Origin of the sequence: Pararhizobium capsulatum DSM 1112 (assembly GCF_030814475.1) — a bacterium.
In the GTDB taxonomy this organism is placed as follows: domain Bacteria; phylum Pseudomonadota; class Alphaproteobacteria; order Rhizobiales; family Rhizobiaceae; genus Pararhizobium; species Pararhizobium capsulatum.
The window spans coordinates 2,460,719-2,481,866 of the sequence record NZ_JAUSVF010000001.1; the positions used below are offsets into that span (position 1 = coordinate 2,460,719).

21 protein-coding genes and 1 pseudogene are annotated in these 21,148 nt (G+C 58.5%); 16 read left to right on the top strand and 6 right to left on the bottom strand.

What is annotated here, in order from left to right; genetic code table 11:
* Positions 1–9 precede the first annotated feature (9 nt).
* From ytfR to QO002_RS12100, 13 genes and pseudogenes are all read left to right on the top strand, one after another.
* Entirely contained in the window at positions 10–1,533 is a 1,524-nt protein-coding gene (gene ytfR / locus QO002_RS12045) for a galactofuranose ABC transporter, ATP-binding protein YtfR (RefSeq protein WP_307229927.1), read from the top strand.
* Positions 1,530–2,555: an ABC transporter permease gene (locus tag QO002_RS12050; protein ID WP_307229929.1), complete on the top strand. Its 1,026-nt coding sequence runs from the start codon at positions 1,530–1,532 to the stop codon at positions 2,553–2,555. Before ytfR ends, QO002_RS12050 begins: the two co-directional genes overlap by 4 nt.
* The gene (yjfF, locus tag QO002_RS12055; RefSeq protein WP_307229931.1) at positions 2,552–3,520 is read left to right on the top strand and encodes a galactofuranose ABC transporter, permease protein YjfF; all 969 of its coding nucleotides are present in this window, start codon (positions 2,552–2,554) and stop codon (positions 3,518–3,520) included. The genes QO002_RS12050 and yjfF overlap by 4 nt, the downstream gene beginning before the upstream one ends.
* Positions 3,521–3,545: 25 nt before the next feature.
* Positions 3,546–4,286 carry a FadR/GntR family transcriptional regulator gene (locus QO002_RS12060; protein WP_307233332.1) on the top strand — a complete coding sequence of 247 codons (741 nt, stop codon included), beginning with the start codon at positions 3,546–3,548 and terminating at the stop codon, positions 4,284–4,286.
* Between the two features lie 164 nt (positions 4,287–4,450).
* Complete coding sequence (locus QO002_RS12065; protein WP_307229933.1) at positions 4,451–5,740, top strand: hemolysin family protein; 1,290 nt, start codon at positions 4,451–4,453, stop codon at positions 5,738–5,740.
* Between the two features lie 907 nt (positions 5,741–6,647).
* Positions 6,648–7,658 carry an aldehyde dehydrogenase family protein gene (locus tag QO002_RS12070; RefSeq protein WP_307229935.1) on the top strand — a complete coding sequence of 337 codons (1,011 nt, stop codon included), beginning with the start codon at positions 6,648–6,650 and terminating at the stop codon, positions 7,656–7,658.
* Positions 7,655–7,889, top strand: a pseudogene (locus QO002_RS31170) (hypothetical protein); the annotation flags it as partial. The gene QO002_RS12070 and the pseudogene QO002_RS31170, both read left to right, overlap by 4 nt.
* Before the next feature lie 156 nt (positions 7,890–8,045).
* Positions 8,046–8,264, top strand: coding sequence for a BMC domain-containing protein (locus tag QO002_RS31175; RefSeq protein WP_503128899.1), 219 nt, complete (start codon positions 8,046–8,048; stop codon positions 8,262–8,264).
* On the top strand, positions 8,264–8,806 hold the full coding sequence (locus QO002_RS12080) for a hypothetical protein (RefSeq protein ID WP_307229939.1): 543 nt from the start codon (positions 8,264–8,266) through the stop codon (positions 8,804–8,806). Before QO002_RS31175 ends, QO002_RS12080 begins: the two co-directional genes overlap by 1 nt.
* Positions 8,803–9,072 (top strand): EutN/CcmL family microcompartment protein, encoded by a 270-nt coding sequence (locus QO002_RS12085; RefSeq protein ID WP_307229942.1) that lies wholly within the window; start codon positions 8,803–8,805, stop codon positions 9,070–9,072. Before QO002_RS12080 ends, QO002_RS12085 begins: the two co-directional genes overlap by 4 nt.
* A gap of 12 nt (positions 9,073–9,084) precedes the next feature.
* A complete protein-coding gene (locus tag QO002_RS31120) occupies positions 9,085–9,486 on the top strand; it encodes a BMC domain-containing protein (protein WP_442417763.1) in 402 nt (133 codons plus the stop codon).
* On the top strand, positions 9,483–9,908 hold the full coding sequence (locus QO002_RS12095) for a hypothetical protein (protein WP_307229945.1): 426 nt from the start codon (positions 9,483–9,485) through the stop codon (positions 9,906–9,908). The genes QO002_RS31120 and QO002_RS12095 overlap by 4 nt, the downstream gene beginning before the upstream one ends.
* Entirely contained in the window at positions 9,896–10,102 is a 207-nt protein-coding gene (locus QO002_RS12100) for a hypothetical protein (RefSeq protein ID WP_307229947.1), read from the top strand. Before QO002_RS12095 ends, QO002_RS12100 begins: the two co-directional genes overlap by 13 nt.
* A 211-nt stretch (positions 10,103–10,313) precedes the next feature.
* Here QO002_RS12100 and tnpB read toward each other — a convergent pair whose 3' ends face one another.
* Positions 10,314–10,550 (bottom strand): IS66 family insertion sequence element accessory protein TnpB, encoded by a 237-nt coding sequence (gene tnpB / locus QO002_RS12105; protein ID WP_307229949.1) that lies wholly within the window; start codon positions 10,548–10,550, stop codon positions 10,314–10,316.
* Between the two features lie 28 nt (positions 10,551–10,578).
* Positions 10,579–10,878: a hypothetical protein gene (locus tag QO002_RS12110; RefSeq protein ID WP_307229950.1), complete on the bottom strand. Its 300-nt coding sequence runs from the start codon at positions 10,876–10,878 to the stop codon at positions 10,579–10,581.
* A gap of 179 nt (positions 10,879–11,057) precedes the next feature.
* Between QO002_RS12110 and dnaE the strand changes: the two genes are divergently transcribed.
* Positions 11,058–14,561 (top strand): DNA polymerase III subunit alpha, encoded by a 3,504-nt coding sequence (gene dnaE / locus QO002_RS12115; RefSeq protein ID WP_307229952.1) that lies wholly within the window; start codon positions 11,058–11,060, stop codon positions 14,559–14,561.
* Between the two features lie 20 nt (positions 14,562–14,581).
* On the opposite strand, the gene QO002_RS12120 is transcribed toward dnaE, so the two are convergent.
* The 4 genes from QO002_RS12120 to QO002_RS12135 form a co-directional block, all read right to left on the bottom strand.
* On the bottom strand, positions 14,582–15,844 hold the full coding sequence (locus tag QO002_RS12120) for a L,D-transpeptidase family protein (protein WP_307229955.1): 1,263 nt from the start codon (positions 15,842–15,844) through the stop codon (positions 14,582–14,584).
* A gap of 260 nt (positions 15,845–16,104) precedes the next feature.
* Positions 16,105–17,397 carry a DNA polymerase IV gene (locus QO002_RS12125; protein ID WP_307229957.1) on the bottom strand — a complete coding sequence of 431 codons (1,293 nt, stop codon included), beginning with the start codon at positions 17,395–17,397 and terminating at the stop codon, positions 16,105–16,107.
* Between the two features lie 225 nt (positions 17,398–17,622).
* Positions 17,623–18,285 carry a hypothetical protein gene (locus QO002_RS12130; protein WP_307229960.1) on the bottom strand — a complete coding sequence of 221 codons (663 nt, stop codon included), beginning with the start codon at positions 18,283–18,285 and terminating at the stop codon, positions 17,623–17,625.
* A gap of 2 nt (positions 18,286–18,287) precedes the next feature.
* Entirely contained in the window at positions 18,288–18,551 is a 264-nt protein-coding gene (locus QO002_RS12135; protein WP_307229962.1) for a DUF3572 domain-containing protein, read from the bottom strand.
* A gap of 161 nt (positions 18,552–18,712) precedes the next feature.
* Here QO002_RS12135 and QO002_RS12140 point away from each other — a divergent pair, with 161 nt between their 5' ends.
* Complete coding sequence (locus tag QO002_RS12140) at positions 18,713–19,084, top strand: response regulator (RefSeq protein WP_056326449.1); 372 nt, start codon at positions 18,713–18,715, stop codon at positions 19,082–19,084.
* A 73-nt stretch (positions 19,085–19,157) separates the two neighbouring features.
* On the top strand, positions 19,158–20,525 hold the full coding sequence (locus tag QO002_RS12145) for a PleD family two-component system response regulator (protein ID WP_307229965.1): 1,368 nt from the start codon (positions 19,158–19,160) through the stop codon (positions 20,523–20,525).
* Positions 20,526–21,148: the final 623 nt, after the last annotated feature.

Here is a 21,148-nt window from a genome sequence, read left to right on the forward strand (position 1 = left end):
GAAGCCGGAATGATGCAAAGCAATGACGAAATTCTCTCCGCCTCGGGCATAGTCAAACGGTTTCCCGGCGCCATCGCCCTAGACCATGTCAATTTTTCCCTCCGGCGCGGCGAGGTTCACGCGCTGCTTGGTGAAAATGGCGCAGGAAAATCCACCCTTATCAAATGCATGACCGGCGCCTACCGCCGTGACGAGGGCTCGCTTCGCCTGGATGGCGTTGAAATCGACCCGCGTGACCCGCTTAATGCCCAGGCACTCGGCATCGGTACCGTTTATCAGGAAGTCAACCTGCTCGGTAACCTCAGCGTTGCGGAGAATCTTTTCCTGGGACGTCAGCCGAAACGGTTCGGTCTCGTCAACACAGGCGAAATGAACCGCCGCGCGCGGGCGCTGCTCTCGGACTACGGCATGGATATCAACGTATCACGGGCGTTGGAGAGCTACTCGGTCGCCGTTCAGCAGGTGGTGGCGATCGCCCGTGCCGTCGATCTCTCCGGCAAGGTTCTCATTCTCGATGAGCCAACAGCCAGCCTCGACGCGCAGGAAGTCGAAATGCTCTTCGGGATCGTTCGCGGTCTGAAGGCGAGAGGCCTTGGGGTCGTTTTCATCACCCACTTTCTTGAGCAGGTATACGCACTCTCTGATCGCATTACTGTTCTTCGCAACGGCCAGTTCGTCGGCACGCGTGACACGGCATCGCTGCCGCGTAAGGATCTGGTAACCATGATGCTCGGTCATGAGCTTCTGGCGGCCGAGAAGGAAGCCAATGCCCATGACGCGGCGACAGGCGATGTTCGCTTCCAGTTCCACAATTATGGCAAGACGGGAAAGATCAAGCCGTTTGATCTTTCTGTCCGCAAAGGCGAAGTGGTCGGGATTGCCGGACTGCTTGGCTCTGGCCGCACCGAAACCGCGCAGCTTCTGTTTGGCGTCGACAAATCCGACAGCGGAAAGGCTGAAGTTGGCGGTCGGTCCGTCAATCTTAACTCGCCACATGCCGCGATCGCGGAAGGGTTTGGTTTCTGTCCGGAAGATCGCAAGATGGAAGGCATCATCGGCGACCTCTCCATTCGCGAAAATATAGCCCTTGCGCTTCAGGCCAGGCGTGGCTGGGCCCGTCCGCTCTCGCGCTCGGAGCAGATTTCGCTCGCGGATCGCTACATCAAGGCGCTCGACATCCGCACCACCGACCGGGAAAAGCCAATCAAGCTGCTCTCAGGTGGAAACCAGCAAAAGGCCATTCTTGCCCGCTGGCTTGCAACAAACCCGCAGTTTCTCATCCTGGATGAACCGACGCGCGGCATTGACGTGGGCGCCCACGCCGAAATCATTCGGCTGATCGAGGAACTCTGCGCGCAAGGTATGTCACTGCTGGTGATCTCATCGGAGCTGGAGGAACTCGTCGCTTACAGCGCCCGCATTCTGGTGCTTCGCGACAGGGAACATGTAGCCGAGTTGACCGGCAGCGCCATCACCACCCAAAACATCGTCAACGCGATCGCTGCCGGATCTGTCGAAAAGGGAATACAATGATGGAAAGCGCGCAACGCCTCCTTTGGCGACTGCTGCCGCAGGTGGTGGCTCTCGTCCTTATTCTCATCCTGATCAGGCTTGTTTTCCCGGGATTCTATTCGATAGAGTTTCAGAATGAGCGGCTTTACGGCAGCCTGATCGACGTTCTCAATCGCGGTGCGCCCGTCGCGCTTCTTGCCGTGGGCATGACAGTCGTCATTGCCACCAAAGGCATCGATCTATCTGTCGGTGCAGTCATGGCCATCTGCGGCGCTGTTGCAGCAGCCTCGAGCGTGCGCGGCGACCCGTTGGTCCTGACGCTCGTACTGACCGTCGGCGTTGGTCTGGTCTGCGGCGTGTGGAACGGTTTCCTGGTCTCGGTTCTCAATATTCAGCCGATCGTGGCGACGCTGGTGCTGATGGTTGCAGGACGCGGTATCGCGCAGCTGGTCACGGAAGGTGCCATTCTGACCTTCAACGATCCAGGCCTGATCTTTATCGGAAGCGGGTCTTTTGCGGCATTGCCCATGCCGGTCGTTATCTGGTTTGTGTTCGGCATTGCTATTGCCGTTCTTCTGCGGCGAACGGCGCTGGGACTGTTGATCGAGGCTGTGGGCATCAACAGGCGGGCAAGTACGTTGGCGGGTATCCGCACGCCCGTTCTGTTGATGGCGGCTTACATGCTTTCCGGCCTTTGCGCCGCGATTGCCGGCATCATCGTTGCTGCCGATATCCGGGGTGCCGATGCCAACAATGCCGGCCTCTGGCTCGAACTCGATGCGATCCTGGCGGTTGTCGTTGGCGGAAATTCGTTGCTGGGCGGCCGGTTCAGCATCATCGCCTCGCTGATCGGCGCCATGATCATTCAGGCTGTCAATACCGGCATCCTGCTGTCCGGGTTCCCACCGGAGTTCAACCTCATCATCAAGGCTGCGATCATCGTCATCATTCTCGTAATCCAGTCCCCGAAAGTGCAGGCCGCCCTGACCTTCCTGGCTGCCAGGTCCACGCGTAAGCGTGAAGTGGAGCAAACGGCGCGATGAACCAGAAATACCTTCCTCTGATTGCAACGATCGTCATCTTCATCGTCGCCTATGCGATATGCGCGCTGCAATACCCCAACATGCTGTCGACCCGCGTGATCGGCAACCTTCTGACCGACAACGCCTTTCTGGGTATCGCCGCGGTGGGCATGACCTTCGTCATCCTTTCCGGCGGGATCGACCTGTCGATCGGGTCGGTGATTGCATTTACCGGCATTTTCCTGGCCGTCATGCTGGAAACCACGAGCATCCACCCGCTTCTGGCTTTTGTTCTGGCGCTCATCATCACCACGGCTTTCGGCGCAATCATGGGCGCGATCATTCACTATCTGGAAATGCCGGCCTTTATCGTCACGCTGGCCGGCATGTTCCTCGCGCGCGGCATGGCCTTTGTAATCTCGATCGACTCGATCCCCGTGCGACATCCGTTCTATGCAACACTCAAGACCTTCTACTACAAGCTGCCAGGAGGCGGGCGCATCACGCTCATCGGTGGATTGATGCTTCTGGTTTTCCTCGCTGGCATCATCATCGCGCAGCGCACCCGTTTCGGCACAAATGTCTACGCCCTTGGCGGTGGCACGCAGACTGCGGCATTGATGGGCGTGCCGGTCGCACGCACGACAATCCTGATCTATGCGCTTTCGGGCTTTCTGGCGGGACTATCGGGAATCGTTTATTCGCTTTACACATCAGCAGGATATTCGCTCGCCACCGTTGGTGTGGAGCTCGATGCCATCGCTGCGGTCGTGATTGGAGGCACGCTGTTGACGGGGGGAGCCGGGTTTGTTGGAGGCACACTCGTGGGCGTTCTCATTCAGGGGCTTATCCAGACCTACATCACCTTCGACGGTTCGCTGTCGAGTTGGTGGACGAAGATCTTGATCGGCGGTCTGCTGTTTGCGTTCATTCTGATGCAGAAGGCGATCCTGTTCGTGTCACGACGCAGCAGAAGTTATGCGTAAGGGGGAGTAATTGCGTAAAGGTTTGATGGAAACGGTGATTATGGGGGCAAGCGCCCGCACCAGTCATGCCCAGGTGGTGGGCGAGCTCGGCAAGGCAATTGTTTCGGGCCAGTTTCCAGTCGGATCGATTTTGCCGGGCGACGGTGAATTGGCGATGCGCTTCAAGGTGTCGCGCACTGTTTTGCGCGAGGCGATGAAAACGCTCGCGGCCAAGGGGCTCATCGTGCCACGCGCCCGGATCGGTACGCGAGTGACTGAGAAGAGCCAGTGGAACCTGTTCGACAATGACATTCTGACCTGGCATTTCAACGGCGGCGTCGATGAGGAATTCCTCTATCACCTGAGCGAAATCCGCCTCGCCTTCGAGCCTCACGCAGCGGAACTTGCGGCACGGAACGCCACGGAGGCCGAGATAAGCAACATGATGCGGCTCGCCGTTGCCATGGGCGATGAAAACCACAGCGCCGAGACGCTTGCCGGCGCCGATTTGAAGTTTCACATCGCGGTACTCGAGGCGTCAGGCAATCCATTCATGCGCACGGTTGGCGGGCTTATCGAGGCTGCACTTGTCGGCGTGTTCAAGCTGAGCTCTCCGGTGGAGGACAAGAGCGGTATTGCCGAGATTTCCCGCAATCATATCCGTATCGTCGAACAGATCAGCCGGCGCGACGAGCCTGCCGCCCGCGCCGCGATGGAACATGTCATTCGCGTCGGGCGTGAAAGAGTGCGAGAGGCTTTTCGCCAGGACGAGGGAAGCCGAGCTTAAAGAGACCGTGTTCCCTTGCTATCGGGCTGCCCACGCACTTTTGCCCTCATAAGCCTTAAATCGCCATGGATTGTCTTGCCGTTCCGGGCTCTTCCGCCTATCTGGTGGAACATCGCGTGGCGCAGCCTGTCGGTCTGTGCTTGTTCCAACGGTGATTGAGGGCTATGGCCGAACTGATTGTCATTTTCGTTCTTTTATTGATCAATGCATTTTTTGCTCTGTCTGAAATGGCAATCGTCTCGGCAAGCCGGCCTCTGCTCCGGCAAATGGCCCGGCAAGGAAATCTCCGCGCGGACAAGGCGCTCAAGCTTGCGGAAGATCCGGGAAAATTTCTCTCCACCGTCCAGGTCGGCATCACGCTGGTCGGCACATTGGCAGGCGCCTACGGTGGCGCAACCATCGCTGACAAGCTGGCGCCGCTTCTAAATGAAATAAGCTGGATCAACCCTTACGGCAGCACGGTCGCCGTTGCCGCCGTTGTCACGTTGATCACCTATCTTTCGGTTGTCATTGGTGAGCTTATTCCCAAGCAGCTTGCCCTGAAGAATTCCGAGGCCGTCGCGATGTTCGTCGCAGGTCCGATGTCGTTCCTGTCCAGGCTCGCGGCTCCGGTCGTCTATCTGTTCGAAAGTTCGGCTGCGATCGTGCTGCGGATATTCGGCGCGAAAAGCGACAGCGACCGAGTCACGGAAGAAGAAGTCCAGGCCATCATGGCTGAAGGCGTCGAGAGCGGCGCAATCGAAAAGTCGGAACATGAGATGCTGCGACGGATTATTCGGCTCGGCGATCGCAACGTGAAATCGATCATGACCCACCGAACCGAGGTCAGCTTCATCGATATCGACGACACGCTCGAAAGCATCCGTGCCAAGGTCACCCAGTCCGCCCACTCACGCTACCCGGTCATCGAAACGTCCTCCGGTGAGGTTGTTGGTGCGGTGCTGGTCAAGGAAGTCTTGAATGCTCCCACACGGGGAGGTGCCTTCAGTGTCCGCGATTTCCTGAAGGATATTCATACGCTTCCGGAAACCGCTTCATGCTTGAAGGCGCTGGACGCGTTCAAGACATCCCGCATCAACATGGCGATGATCGTTGACGAGTATGGCAGTATCGAAGGTATCATCACCATCGCTGATATTCTGGAGTCCATTGTCGGCGTCCTGCCGTCAAACTACGATGACGTCGAACATGTGCTTATCCGCGAGCGTGAGGATGGATCCTATCTGGTCGATGGCCGCACGCCGATCGACGAGATAAACCTGACCATTGGCATCGATGATATCGATGCGGACGGTGGCTACGAAACGATTGCCGGCTTTCTTGTCCAGGAGTTGCGCAAGACACCCGAGGAAGGCGACATCACGCAAGCGCATGGTTACCGCTTCGAAGTAATCGACATGGACGGCCGCCGGATTGACAAGATCCTTGTGTCGAAGGTCGCTCAAAGCGACTAGGAAATGGTCGCGGCAATGAGAAAAGGCCGGGGTGACCCGGCCTTGTTTGATAGTAGGAGCTGCTAGTACATCCGTAGTCAGCTTCACTATCTGAAGTCTGGCACGGCAAGGTTAACGATTTATTAAGATCACGCGGGCAGCGATATTTTCGCGCCTACGACATCGTTTGGCCAGGCCGAGAAACATATCATCTTGGTCATTCTCGAGCGGGACTAGTCATTGACGTCACAACGACCGCCTGCAGCCAACGGAGGGAGGAGTAGTCGCCGATCGGCAAATACTCATGTTAGCACATCGGGGTGAAATCGCAGTTCAAATTTCCCCAAGCCAGCTCTATCAAGCGTCGTAGCTGAAGACTGATGGCAGGATATATAAGGATGTAAATCTTTTCCTGGCCTTAACCTGCGAAGCGAGATCAGAAGTGTTATCAGACAAGATGCGGTTTTCTGGTGAGGCAGGTCAAACTCATCATCGTGAGAAGCCGCATGCCGTGCTTGCACGGATTGTCGGAGGCAGGTCAGATTCACAAGGCAGATGCGGGCAGGAATTTAGTCAAGAGGAAAGCGCTCTTTGAGTTGATGTCTGACTGGCTGATACTTCGTTTTGGCAAACGAGTACAATCAATTGATCGGTAATGAGTGTGGCCACTATTTCCTCTGGCGCTGAACTGAAAGCTACGTCTGCCGCTCTTTCCGGATATGAGCTCACCCCTTTGCCAGCCGCCCTTGGCGTCGCACAATTGAACGGCTAGATAAGCACTTGACCAACCACCGCTCGCCAACTGTGCTGCATTGCTGACCGCAATTTCCGAGTTGCTAATAAAAATTCAAACCTCTCCAGCTGAGCGCCACATCAGCAAACAATCAGTCCACCGGCGCGAATCACTCCACTTCCGCGTTTCGCATGGATGCGCCAAGTCGCCGACCATTCCCGAATATCTCGCTTCCGCTCAGTTGACGCGCCGTCGTCCCAACGCGTCTCCGAGGGGAACACGGAAAAACCAAGTACAAAGGAAGCCGCCGCCGACCAGACGGCGGCGGCGCAGCGGATTATCGACAGCAAGAGCTTCGACAATTCCGTGCTGTGCACCAATGAAAGCGTGCTCCTGACGCTGGACAGCAATCGCCAGCGCTTCGAGCGGGCCTTGCGGGCGGCGGGCGGCTATCTGTGCAACGAGGCCGACGTGGCGCGGCTGCGGGACTTCCTGTTCCCGGGCGGGCATTTGAACACTGCGGCCGTCGGCAAGAGTGCGGTGTGGATCGCCCGGCAGGTTGGCATTCGCGTCGTGCCGGGCACCAAGGTGCTGATCGCGCCGGTCGATCGCGCCGGCATCGAGGAACCGCTGACCCGGGAAAAGCTCTGCCCGGTCCTGGCCCTGATGTCGGTCGGCACCTTTGAGCGGGCCAAGGGCGTGGCGCAGATGATCCTGCGGATGTCGGGCGCCGGGCATTCGGCCGCCTATCACGGCGAGGATGCGCAGCAGGCGCTGGATTATGCCGCAGCGCTCTGCGTCTACCGCGTGGTGGTCAATGCGCCCTGCTCGCAAGGGGCGGCGGGTTTTGCCACGCATCTGGCGCCGTCCTTCATGATCGGTACCGGTTATGCCGGCCGCTCCTCGGTTGGCGAGAATATCGGGCCGCAACACCTCGTCCATTGGACGCGGCTTGCCTGGAACAGCGATGCGGCCGTGCCCTTCGGCGATTTCTCCCATGTGCGGGCGCCCTTCGAGGGACCGGACGGTTCCAGCCGTCCCACCACACCGTCCCCCACCGCTGCGGCGCCGACCGTACCGTCGCCCACCATCGCACCATCGCCCACCACCGCACCATCGCAAGGGTTCGAGAGCGGGGCCGACCGCGAGTTGCTGCGGCACCTCATTCTCCAGGAACTTCGCCAGCTGACCGGGGGCCAGCCATGACAGATCTTCGCGCTTTCATCTTCATTGACCAGCTTCAGCCGCAGACGCTGGCCTATACCGCGACCTGGATGCGCGGCACCCTGCCGCGCGCGCATGGCAGCGCAGATCATCGAGATTGCACCGGGGCTCGACATCGAGGCTTTGACGGATACGGTCCTGAAAAGCGCCGAGGTGCGCGCCGGTTTCCTCGTGGTCGAGCGACAGTTCGGCACGCTGCAATTCCATGCCTATTCCACCGCCGAGGTCCAGGCGGGTGCGGCAGCGGCACTGCAGGCGATGGGCAAGAAACCAGACGAGGCCGAGAAGCCGAAAATCATGGCGTCCAAGATCGTCACGCGGGTCGACGAACAGCATGCCTTCCTGATGAACCGCAACAAGACCGGTTCCATGGTTCTCAGCGGCGAAAGCATCTATCTGCTGGAATGCCAGCCGGCGGCCTATGCCATTCTTGCCTGCAACGAGGCCGAGAAGGAAGCCGACATCAAGGTCATCGACATGCGGATGATCGGCGCCAACGGCCGACTTTACCTGGCGGGCACCGAAGCGGATGTGCGCAATGCGCGCGATGCCGCCGAGCGGGTGCTGCGTGAGGCGGGAGCACGCTGATGTCGGACATTCGCGCCCTCATCCGCGACGTGCTGGCCGAGGAGATCGCCGCCATCCGGGCCGAGCTTCTGGGCGCGGCCGGGAGCCGTGAGGAGCGGGTGCGGGTGGACGATGCCCGGGGGCTGACGGAGTTTGCGCTTTCGGTGCTGCGCCGCGCCGCCGATCCGGGCTTTGCTGCAGCGCTTCAGGAGGGGCGCCTGATATTCGTGCCGGCGGGTGCGCCCACACTCGCCGCCGCCGGACCGGCGATGCCGATGGCTGCTTATGCGCCCGCATCGCCGTCCGTGCCGGTTTCTTCCCCGCCGCTTTCCTCCCTGCCGCTTTCCCAGGCTCAGCCTGTGCAGCAACAGGCATCGGTGCTGGTGACGACAGTGCCGTCGGCCGTGCCGCAGGTGACGAAAAGCCTGATCACCGAGCGCGATATCACAGGCCTCGGGTCGGACACGACGCGGCTGCGCATCGGCCGGCAAAGCAGATTAACGCCCCTTGCTGCGGACGAGGCTCGCCGCCGGGGCATCAGAATCGAAAGGAGTGCGACATGATTAAGGCCCGCGTCAGCGGCAGGCTCTGGTCGACGCGCCATATCGGCACGCTTCCGACCGGCGCCCTGCTCGAGGTGGAAACCGAAACGGGGGCAAGGCTCATCGCCTTTGATCCCCTGGGCTGCGCCGAGGGCGAGACTGTCCTTGTGACGCAGGGCTCGGTGGCCGCCGCCTACTTTCCCGAACGCTCCGCGCCGATCGATGCGCTGATCGTCGGCTCGATCGACGAACAACCCACGAATATCAACCCAAAAGCACAAAAATGAAGGAGCTTTGAAATGGCAAATCTGGCAATCGGCATGATTGAAACCAAGGGCTACGTGCCGGCCCTCTCCGCCGCCGACGCGATGGTAAAGGCGGCCAATGTCGAGATCATCGCCCGCAACGAGGTCGGCGGCGGTCTGGTGTCCATTGTCGTGCGCGGCGATGTCGGCGCGGTGAAGGCGGCAACAGAAGCCGGCGCGGAAGCCGCAGGACTGGTCGGCGAAGTCACCGCCGTCCATGTCATCGCCCGTCCGCATGCCGATCTTGGCCGGCACTTCGACCCTCAAGGCCTGAAGCCGGCCGGTATCCCCGCGCAAAATTTAACAGCCCGGGCAAGATTGAACAGCCCGCCCAAGATTAACAGCCCGCCCAAGATTAACAGCCCGCCCAAGATTAACAGAAGGAGTGGGGCATGACAGAGCTTCGCGTCTATCTTCCCATCGAGGATCTTCAGCCGCAGTTCGCAGCATATCTGTCCTCGCCCACCCGGGCGAGGGGATATCCGCCCTTTGCCGGGCAGAACTCCCTGATCATCGAGGTGGCGCCGGCGCTGGCGATCCACCGCATCACCGACCTGGCGCTCAAATCCGCGCCCTCGATGGAGCCGGGCATCCTCTACACCGAACGGCAGTTCGGGCTGCTGGAGCTGCATTCGGACAGAATGGAGGAACTGGTCGCGGCCGGCGAGGCCATCCTCGCAGGCATCGGCGGCCGGAGGAACAGCTCAAGCCGCAGATCCTCTATCACGACATCATCGAGGATCTCTCCGACCAGCACGCGATCATCCTCAACCGCTCCCGCGATGCCTCGATCCTGGTCCCGGGCGTGGCGCTGCTGATCTACGAGATGGCGCCGGCGCTGTTTGCCTGCGTCGCGGCCAATGAGGCCGAAAAAGTCGCCCCAAACGCCGTCATCAACGACGTCCAGATGATGGGCGCAACCGGCCGACTGTTCATCTCTGGCACGCGGGAAGACATGCAACTCGCCCGCGACACAATCACCGCAAAACTCGAAACAATCAAAGGACGGTAAAAACGTATCAAAAACAGGCGGTCGGTAGGTCGAAAGGGTTCCGTTCTATTTTGATACCAAGTCGTCGCATATGTATCTATAAATGTTATGCTTTGCCTCAGGCGACGCGTGCCGGCGCAAACGTCCAGGAGGAGCGTCGCTACTCGATCCCTTCCCATAGCATCGCCAGTTGTGCCGCCGTAAGCTGCGCCGTGCCATCGCTTGCCGATATCTAAGGAAAGCGGCCATTCTTCAGGGCTTGGTAATAGAGACAGAAGCCTTGGCTGCGCAAGAACAGCAGCTTGATCCGATTACCTCGTTGTCCATGGAATACGAATGCCGAACCGGACGCGGTTTTCTGTCGTAACGATGACTTCAACAGTGCCATCAGCTCGTCGATCACTTTGCGCAGGTCGGTCACGCCGCAGGCGAGGGGATAGACCCGCGCGTTTGCGCCCCCAGCGATCATGCTTCTTGCACCAGGCGGATCAGCGCCTTCAGCAGGTCAGGTGCAACATCGGCATTGACCTGCAAAACACGACCGCCCACACCGCCAATTTCGATTCGAGTAGATTGTGCCAACCGCCTCGCGGCAGCAGATTTGTCTGTCCGGTTCGGTCGGTTTGCTTGACTGGTTGGTTCCGTAAAGTATCGCGGCGCAGCACATCGTAAATTCCATTTCGCTGCTTGACGAGTGAACAAAAATAGAACAAAATAAAAACATAACGGAAAAGGAGCTTTGAAATGACCGATTTTCTTCGTGATCTTGCCGCCTTCACCTCCATGATTATGTTCATCGCCAGTTTCTCCATCCTCGTTATGGGGATGTAATCATCCTTCTTCAGCCCATTTTATCTGTTCGCGCTCTGTGGACAAATTCGCAGCTTGCGGAAAAATCGGAGCGGTGAAGGATGAAAAGTGGACATCACCGATCCGAAGCAGGATATCGTTCCGTTGACAGGAATCGGAGCGAGCCATGGCCGAAGCGACGAAGCAAGATGTAGGGACGCAGGCAGGCGAGGGCGGTGATCCGCTGTTCGTGCATCTGCGGGTTCATTCCGCCTTTTCTCTTCTGGAGGGCGCGCTTCCCATCAAGAAGATCATCGGCAAGGCTGTCTCCGATGGCCAGCCGGCGATCGGCATTGCCGATACCAATAATCTCTTTGCTGCGCTCGAATTCTCTCAGAAGGCCATGGACGACGGTCTGCAGCCGTTGATCGGCTGTCAGCTGTCGATCGACATGGAGGATGAGGTTGATGGTGAGAAGCGCGGTCATGCGCAGCATCTGGCGAAGCTGCCATCGATCGTGCTGATTGCATCCACCGATGCCGGATATGTTCGGCTCGTCGATATAGTCAGCCGCGCCTATCTCGATGGTGAGAGCGGGCAGGCGGTGCGCATTGCTTTATCGTGGCTACGTGACGGCGGCACGGAGGGGTTGATCGCCTTGACTGGTGCTTCCGGTGGTCCGGTGGACATGGCGGTACGCTCGGGTCACGGCGCTCTTGCGGAGGCGCGATTGAAGACACTGGCGGCGCTGTTTGGCGATCGGCTCTATGTCGAGCTGCAGCGGCATGGGCGCTTCGATCGGCGCCACGAAGGTCGAATGATCGAGCTTGCCTATAAGATGGATTTGCCGCTGGTCGCGACCAACGAGCCTTTCTTTCCATCGCCTGCCGAATATGAGGCCCATGACGCATTGATGGCGGTGGCGCACAACGCCATGGTCTCCGACGACAGCCGGTTCCGACTGACACCCGATCACTATCTGAAAAGCCGCAAGGACATGGTGGCGCTGTTCAAGGATCTACCGGAAGCGCTCGAAAACTCTGTGGAGATCGCGCGCCGCTGCTCCTTCGTCCTGAAAACGCGAGGCCCTATTCTGCCGCGCTTCACCGGTGCGTCCGACGATCCGCAGGAAGCTGAGCGCGCCGAATCGCAGGAACTCCGGCGCCAGGCCCAGGAGGGCCTTGAGGAGCGTATGGAGAAGCTGGGCCTCTCCGCCGGCTATACCGAAAAGGACTATCGCGAGCGGCTGGATTTCGAGCTTGGCGTCATCGAACGCATGAAATTTCCGGGCTACTTCCTGATCGTTGCGGACTTCATCAAATGGGCAAAGCAGCAGGATATCCCCGTTGGTCCGGGCCGCGGTTCCGGTGCGGGCTCGCTGGTCGCCTATGCACTGACGATTACCGACGTCGACCCACTACGCTTCTCGTTGCTGTTCGAACGCTTCCTCAATCCTGAACGCGTTTCGATGCCCGACTTCGATATCGACTTCTGCCAGGATCGGCGCGAAGAGGTCATCCGCTACGTTCAGCGCAAATACGGCCGCGAGCAGGTGGCGCAGATCATCACCTTCGGTTCGCTTCAGGCACGCGCCGCGTTGCGCGACGTTGGTCGCGTGCTGGAAATGCCTTACGGCCAGGTCGACAAGATCTGCAAGCTCGTGCCGAACAACCCGGCCAACCCGACGCCTCTGTCGAAGGCGATCGAAGAGGAGCCGCGCTTCCAGGAAGAAGTCGACAAGGAGCCGGTTATCGGCCGCCTGCTCGATATCGCCCAGAAGATCGAAGGCCTTTACCGTCACGCGTCGACCCACGCCGCCGGTATCGTGATCGGCGACCGTCCGCTGTCGCAGCTCGTGCCGATGTATCGCGACCCGCGCTCCGATATGCCGGTCACCCAGTTCAACATGAAGTGGGTGGAACAGGCCGGCCTCGTCAAGTTCGACTTCCTCGGCCTGAAGACACTGACAGTACTGAAGACCGCCGTGGACTTTATCGCCAAGCGCGATATCACCGTTGCGCTCGAGGCTTTGCCGCTCGACGATGAAAAGACCTACGAGATGCTGTCGAATGGCGACACGGTCGGCGTGTTCCAGGTGGAAAGCGCCGGGATGCGCAAGGCGCTGATCGGCATGCGACCGGACTGCATCGAGGATATCATCGCCCTCGTGGCGCTTTATCGACCGGGTCCCATGGAGAACATCCCGGTCTACAACGCCCGCAAGCATGGCGAGGAAGAGATCGAATCGATCCATCCGACGATCGATTATCTGCTCAAGGAAACGCAGGGCGTTATTGTCTATCAGGAACAGGTGATGCAGATCGCCCAGGTTCTTTCAGGCTATTCGCTCGGAGAGGCCGATCTTCTGCGCCGCGCCATGGGTAAGAAGATCAAAGAGGAAATGGATAAGCAGCGGGCCCGCTTCGTCGATGGCGCGGTTGCCAACGGCGTCTCGAAGCCACAGGCCGATATGATCTTCGATCTCCTGGCGAAGTTCGCAAACTACGGCTTCAACAAGAGCCACGCGGCAGCCTATGCCATTGTGTCCTATCAGACCGCCTATCTGAAGGCGCATTATCCCGTCGAGTTCCTGGCAGCGTCGATGACGCTCGATATGTCGAACACCGACAAGATCAACGATTTCCGGCAGGACGCCGCCCGGCTGGGAATCAAGGTCATTCCGCCATCGGTGCAGACATCGTTCAGGCGCTTCGAGACCGGCGACAACTGCATCTACTACTCATTGGCGGCCATCAAGGGCGTCGGTGAAGCTGCAGTCGATCATATCGTTGCCGTGCGTGGCGATGCACCTTTCGAAAGCCTTGAGGACTTCTGCCTGCGGATTGATCCGAAGCTTTTGAACCGCCGCGTCTTCGAAAGCCTGATTTGTGCCGGTGCTTTCGATTGTTTCGGCTACGATCGTGCTGAACTGGTTGGTGGGATGGACCGAATTCTCGGTCTTGCGCAGCGTGCCCAGGAAAACAAGGTCAGCGGCCAGAGCGACATGTTCGGTGCGGGCTTTGCGACAGGGCCTGAAAAGCTGGCCTTGCCAGCCTATTCACCTTGGCTCGCGTCGGAGAAGCTGCACCGCGAGTTCCAGGTTCTGGGTTTCTATCTCTCGGCTCACCCGCTCGACACCTATAACGAGTTGCTCGCAAAGATCAGGGTACAGACCTTTGGTGATTTCGCAGCCTCGGTAAAAAAAGGTGCGACAGCCGGCCGTCTCGCCGGTACGGTCACGTCCAAGCAGGAGCGCAAGACCCGCACAGGCAACAAGATGGGCATCATCGCCTTTTCGGATTCCTCCGGGCAGTTCGAAGCCGTGCTGTTTTCCGAGGCGCTCAATCAGTACCGAGACCTGCTGGAAGCGGGCAAATCACTCGTCATGACCGTGCAGGCGGAAGAGCGGCCGGAAGGTATCGGCTTGCGCATCCAGACGCTGCAATCACTGGAAGAACGCTCTCTACAGATGCAGAAGGCGCTGCGCGTCTATGTGCGTGACAGCGGCCCTCTGCGATCGGTTGCGACCCACCTCAACACCAAGGGCGACGGACTCGTATCGTTCGTTGTCATCAAGGACAATGGCCAGCGGGAGATTGAGGTCGAGCTCAACGAGCGGTATCGGATTTCGGCGGAAATTGCCGCCGCCATGCGCGGAACGCCCGGTGTCATAGACGTCGAACTCGTCTGATCACGAATCCAGGGACGGTCTCAGCCCTTGGGGCCTGCATACGTAATTGTGACGAAATCCGTGCCCTTTCCGGTTTCCTGACCAAGGCCATTATCCGTTATGGTCAGAGATGAACCGTCAGCGAGCATCTTCTCGATCTTCTGGCGCGTCTCTGCATTGAGGCTTAGTCGATCAAGTGTGCGTTCAGCAGCATTGAAGGCAAGCGAATCGCTGTCGTCCGTCAAACCAAGACGCGCCTTAATCGTCTTTGGAAGCGCGTTGTCGAGTGTGGTCGCAAACCAACTCCCGCCGCTTCCATTGTTGTCGGCGTCAGCTGCAGAATGAAACTGGAAGAAATGTGTGCCCAATGCCGCATGCGGCTCGGCAATGGTGATCGGGGCTTCGAAGACCGGCGCGAAGTCCCGGCGAACGAGGATTTGGCCATTGGCAGGCGTTCCCCGGTTCGTTTTCTTGTAAAGCGTAGAAAGCAGTTCGGCGGTCACCCGTCCGTCCGGTGGAAGATTTTCGCTTTTCTGAAACGCCGCGATCGCCTCAACTGTTTGGGAGCCGGAAACGCCGTCGGGAAGGCCGGGATTGAAGCCGAGATCAATCAGAATGTTCTGTGCGTCCATCGTCGTTTCCCGCTGTCCACGCCAGGTGATCAGCATGCGAACAGGCGGCCCGGAAGGTAGTGCGCTTTCTGCCGGTTTGTCTGCCGGTTCGCCCATCGCGATCTCGACGGGTTGCGTAGACGAGGGCAGCTGCGAGCCTGTCGGCCGCAGCTCTACATCTGAAAGCAGTGGCGGCGCCTCAGCTTTGGGTTGGAAGAGAAACGCGTGGGAAACAGGCGTCGGCAGCACCTGCTTATCAGATATGAGGACATGCATGCCGTGTTCAGTCATTCCAAAAAGTGTCTTCGCAAAATCGTCGGGCATGCGCACGCAGCCATGGGAGGCCGGGTAGGGCGGCACCTGACCGGACGCATGAAGCGCGATACCGGACCACGTCAACCGCTGCATGAAGGGCATCGGTGCATCTGAATAGATGTTGGAGCGATGATGGCGCGCCTTCTGCAGGATCGAGAAGATGCCTGTTGGCGTGGCGTGCCCCTTCTTGCCCGTGGAGACGTGTGACGTGGCGACCACCGTGTCGCCGTCGTAGACGACGAGCGACTGCTGATCCTTGGAGACGATGATCTGCAGTGGGCGTTCTGTCGCACCGAGGACGTTTCCCGTGCCAAGTGCCGTACTGGCCGCAAGGGCAAGAGCAAGAAGACTGGACCGAAAGGCGATACGCTGAACCATGACGACATCCGGAGCTACTAAAGTCCGCGCGCCGGTTCGTGCGGCTTCATGCGCGGCAAATACAAACGTCCGGTTTCGTCCTCGCGCGTCCCGCCAAGGCATGAACCAGATGAAAGGCCAGCCTAGACAAAGGGATTTAACGAAGTTTTGCGGGAGTTGGCAATCTTGAGCCATCCACTTTGCAAGCGCGTTCAAATTTCCGTGTAAAGCTGCTACGCCGGAGAAGACTTGCAGTCGCTGGCGGTCGGTTTATGGGGCATTTAGCGATCCCGCCGACCCTTTCCGAAGGTGTAGCCCGTCTCGACGCTGGCTTTCCCGAACTTGTCCCGCAGGATGTTCATCGCTGCCTCGGCTGCCGCTCTTCGACTGGCGTTGCGATCGACCAGATCCGGGGGATCTGCCAGCGCCGGATCGCCGAGATCGCTGACGCCGATACCGATCAGCCGGAACTTGGTTCCATCCGTTTCCCGGTCCAGCAGCTGCATACCGGTCTGAAAAATCCTGTCGGCAAGCTGGGTCGGGTCCTCCAGACGGCGATTGCGGGTCCGGGTCTTGAAGTCCGCGGTTTTCAATTTGAGGACAACTGTCTGGCCGGCAATTTCTGATTTGCGCAAGCGCGCGCTGACCTTCTCGCTGAGACGGCGCAGGTGGACGATGAGCTGGTCATAGTCGCAGAGGTCATCGTTGAAGGTCGTCTCAGCGGAAACGCTCTTTGCTTCGCCGTTGATCTCCACCTGTCGGTCATCCTTTCCGCGCGAAAGCCGGAAGAGACGCTGTCCCATGGTGCCATAGCGCCGCATCAGATCGGCTTCCTCCATGGTTTGGAGCTGGCCTATGGTGCGAATGCCGTCACGCTCCAGCGTCGTCGCAAAGGCTTTGCCGACGCCCCAGATGAGCGTTACCGGCTTTTCGCTGAGAAAGCTCAGGGCTTCCTCCTCGCCGATCACCGAAAAACCACGGGGCTTCTGCAGGTCGGATGCGACCTTGGCGAGGAACTTGCAATAGGAAAGACCCACGGAAACAGTGATGCCGATCTCGTTCTCGATGCGACGGGCGAAGCGTGCCAGCGTCAAGGCTGCCGCCGCGTGATGTAGCCGCTCGGTACCCTTAAGCTCCAGAAAGGCTTCATCGATCGACAGCGGCTGCACGAGAGGTGTCAGTTCCTGCATCAACGTCCTCACCTGACGGCCGACGGTGACATACTTCTCCATGTTTGGTTTGATGACGATCGCTTGGGGACAGGCTTCCAAGGCCTTGAACATCGGCATGGCCGAGCGCACCCCATGGATACGAGCGATGTAGCAAGCCGTTGAAACCACTCCGCGCTTGCCTCCGCCGATGATCACGGGCTTGTCGGCAAGCTCGGGATTGTCTCGCTTTTCAATGGAGGCGTAGAAGGCGTCACAATCGATATGCGCGAGCGTCAGTTTGTTCAGTTCCGGATGGCGGAGCAAACGCGGGCTGCCGCAGGCGCGGCAACGCCTGTTATCGGCCGCCTGTTCGCTGAGGCAGTCGCGGCAAAAACCGGAGGCGGAGGGATGATGATCGACCATGGCTCGGAACAAAACTTGAACATCGCTACCCTACTGCAAAATTCCGCAATCCGAAATGGGGCGGGGCGCGCCGTCCAAGATGTTCTTGGAGCAAGCAGATGTAGAGTGTTCCGCTTCTGGTTCTCTAGAGGATGTCTGGTTCAGATTGAACCAGACATCCTCTAAATTCTTTTGTTTCCGGTTGTCTTTTCGGGAAAACCGGTTTCCATTTTCCCCTGATAAACTCTAGCGACGATCAGAATTTGTCTCGCCGAAGAAATGCTTGCGGATGAGAACCTCGGCTTCGTCCCAGCTTTCGGCGAGCAATACACCATCTCCGGCGGGAGGCGCCATGCGCCGGAAGCCCTCATTAGCCATGAGATGGATCAGCAGGCAGTCGGGGACGCTGTCCCGCACGGAATGAAGGTTGCGGGCGATATCGTCGAGGAAGGCTGTGGGGACAGGTGCCTGGGCCGTTAGCTGTCGGATCACCGGTCCCTTGGCGTCTTCTGTCGCCAAGAGCGGATAATGGAGGTCATGGCGATCAAGCAAGGCGCGGCGAATAGCTGTATGCCGCGGCGGCATTGCGGTTAGGAAGATGAGGTCTGCGTCGCGCGCGAGCGATTCCAGCGTTTCGACTGCGCGGGGCGCCGGGACTTGCCATGATTCCTGTACAAGAAAAAAGGCCTCAAGCAGGGCTTTCACATCGCCTTCTGCGACCGGCTCTCCTGTATTCTCAAGCACGACATTGCCGGTGAGGCGGAAGGAGCGCGGAAGAAGGTCATGTCCTTGTGATCGCAGGAAGTCTCGGAACGGCGTGACGAATTCCAGCACCACTTCGTCGATATCACAAACGATGAGCGGGCGGCCTGTCAGCTTTATATCATCGAAGTCGGGCATTCCCGCCATGGTCAATAGTCCGCGGGGCCGGAGAGAGCGGCATGAGCGCGCACGACCTCCTCTGGTTTCATGCCCGTCGCCTCGCAAAAGGCGAGTAGCGTCGGCTCGTGTTGCATTAGGAAGTCGACCAGCCCGGCCAGGAAGCCCGGGTCGTTCATGGCGTGACGCAGCGACGATGGTTCTGTTCCGGTCAAGGCCATGAAACGCCCCATAAGCTCTGGTTCACCCGCAAGCCAGCCGAGAATGGCGATCGGAACTTCGTCTGGTGACGTCATGGATTATATCCTTTCTGGGTGCCCGCGTTTTTCCAACGAATATTTCCGCTTTTTCAACCAAATAGCGTTACAGTGCCAATCTGGCCAAGGTGAAAACGGCAGCGCGGCACCTTATATACATAAGATGGTGCGCAGCCCGGAATGCGTGACAAGGGATACCAATGCCCAAACAGGTTATGATTGTCGAAGACAACGAGCTGAACATGAAGCTCTTTCGCGACCTTATCGAGGCCACTGGATATACCACAATCCAGACCCGGAACGGCATGGAGGCTCTCGAGCTTGCGCGCAAGCACCGGCCCGACCTTATTCTCATGGACATTCAGTTGCCCGAAGTCTCCGGGCTCGAGGTGACCAAGTGGCTGAAGGAAGACGACGAATTGCACGTCATTCCAGTCATTGCGGTCACCGCCTTTGCCATGAAGGGCGACGAGGAGCGCATCCGTCAGGGTGGCTGCGAAGCCTATGTTTCCAAGCCGATTTCCGTTCCAAAATTTATTGATACCATCAAGACTTATCTGGGCGACGCATGATGTGTTCGTCAGTGCGGCCGGGCGACAGCCCTGGCTACGCACCGGCAATCCGGAGAACTGACAGGAAGTTGATATGACTGCGCGCATCCTTGTCGTTGACGATATCCCCGCAAATGTGAAGCTGCTGGAAGCACGGCTGCTGGCGGAATATTTTGATGTCCTCACGGCAAAGGATGGCTATGAGGCGCTGGGGATCTGCGAGAACCAACCGGTCGATCTCGTGTTGCTTGACATCATGATGCCGGGCATCGACGGCTTCGAAGTCTGCGAGCGCCTGAAGGCAAACAGCCGGACGGCCCATATCCCGGTGGTCATGGTAACGGCGCTGGACCAGCCTTCCGACCGTGTCCGCGGCCTGAAGGCGGGGGCCGATGATTTTTTGACCAAGCCAGTCAATGATCTCCAGCTCATGTCACGTGTCAAAAGCCTTGTGCGGTTGAAGAACGTTAGCGATGAACTACGTTTGCGAGCTGAAACGGCGCAGAGCGTCGGTTTGCAGGACTTGAACCGGAGCGATCGTCCGGACGAGCTTGGCAACGTGCTGCTGGTCGACGGCCGGGCAGGGTCCCAGGATCGGCTGATCAGAGCCTTGAAGCCGATTGCAGAGGTCGTTGCGATGTCTGACCCTCAGGCGGCCCTTTTCGAGGCCGCGGAGCGCAGCTTCGATCTCGTCATCGTCAACAGTAATTTCGATGATTACGATCCGCTGCGTCTGTGTTCGCAGCTTCGCTCGCTGGAGCGTACCCGATATATCCCGGTCCTCCTGATTGCCGAGCAGGGGCACGATGAAATGGTTGTTCGTGCGCTCGATCTTGGCGTCACGGACTATCTGGTGCGTCCGGTCGACCCCAACGAGCTCGTGGCACGCAGCCTCACGCAAATTCGCCGCAAGCACTACAATGACCGTTTGCGATCCAGCGTTCGCCAGACGATCGAGCTGGCCGTGACAGACGGGCTGACGGGGCTGCACAATCGCCGCTATCTCGACAACCATCTGAAAGTGCTGATCGAGCGCGCGATGGCGCGAGGTCGCCCACTTTCGGTTTGCATTACGGATATCGACCGGTTCAAGAGCGTCAACGACACTTACGGTCATGATGCCGGGGACGATGTACTGCGAGAGTTTGCTCGTCGCGTGCGTGCAACGGTACGGGGTGCCGATCTTGCCTGCCGTTACGGGGGCGAGGAATTTGTCGTCGTCATGCCGGATACGACCGCTGAAATGGCTGCAGTGATTGCCGAACGACTTCGCGGCATTGTTGAAGGCCAGCCGTTTGCATTGAGCGAGTCGTCGGCTGCCTTGAGCATTACGGCGTCGCTCGGTATTGCGACGCTGAGCCTTGCAGGCGATACGCCGGAAACGTTGCTGAAGAGAGCCGACACTGCGCTATATCAAGCCAAGAGCAACGGCAGAAATCGGGTCGTGGCCGCAGCTGCTTGAGCAAGCGCGACGCTCGTTCGCAGACATTTGCAGCTAGTTTTCCACAGTAATCGGCGAGAGACCGACGAAACGTGCGGTTTCTCGGTCGGGTGGCCATTCTGCAAATATATTCGCAAGTTTATGACGGCGGAATTTGCGCTGGCACAAACGGGTAGCAGTCTTTGAAAAATTCGATAAAATTAATATATTGCAAAGACTTGAATGGAAATCTTTACGTGGAAGCCGACGTATAGAGTTCCATTGCCGCAAGTCTATGAATTTATTATGAACATCTGATATTTTCAGTGCATGCCGTTGCATTTATTGACCCGTTCCCAGCGTACTACTTCCTTCGGTTGCATGAATTAACCATTCGGGTCGTCCAACTATTGTTGAGGTTAAGAATTCATTGATTTTTTTTTCGTTTCAGGCAATTCTCATATGTAAGGGAGAATATTACTCTCACAGCTTACCCCATGATGCTCAGGTCCGCCGCATCTCCTGGGTCGTGGGGTTTGTCGGCTGATCAACGACCAATGCGGTTCCTCGTGCCGCGGTCGCGATCAGCCGACGCCCATTAAAAACGCCGCCCTGCAAGGGGTGGCGTTTTTTTGTGCCCGTGCGGAGCCGGCATCTGTAAAGCT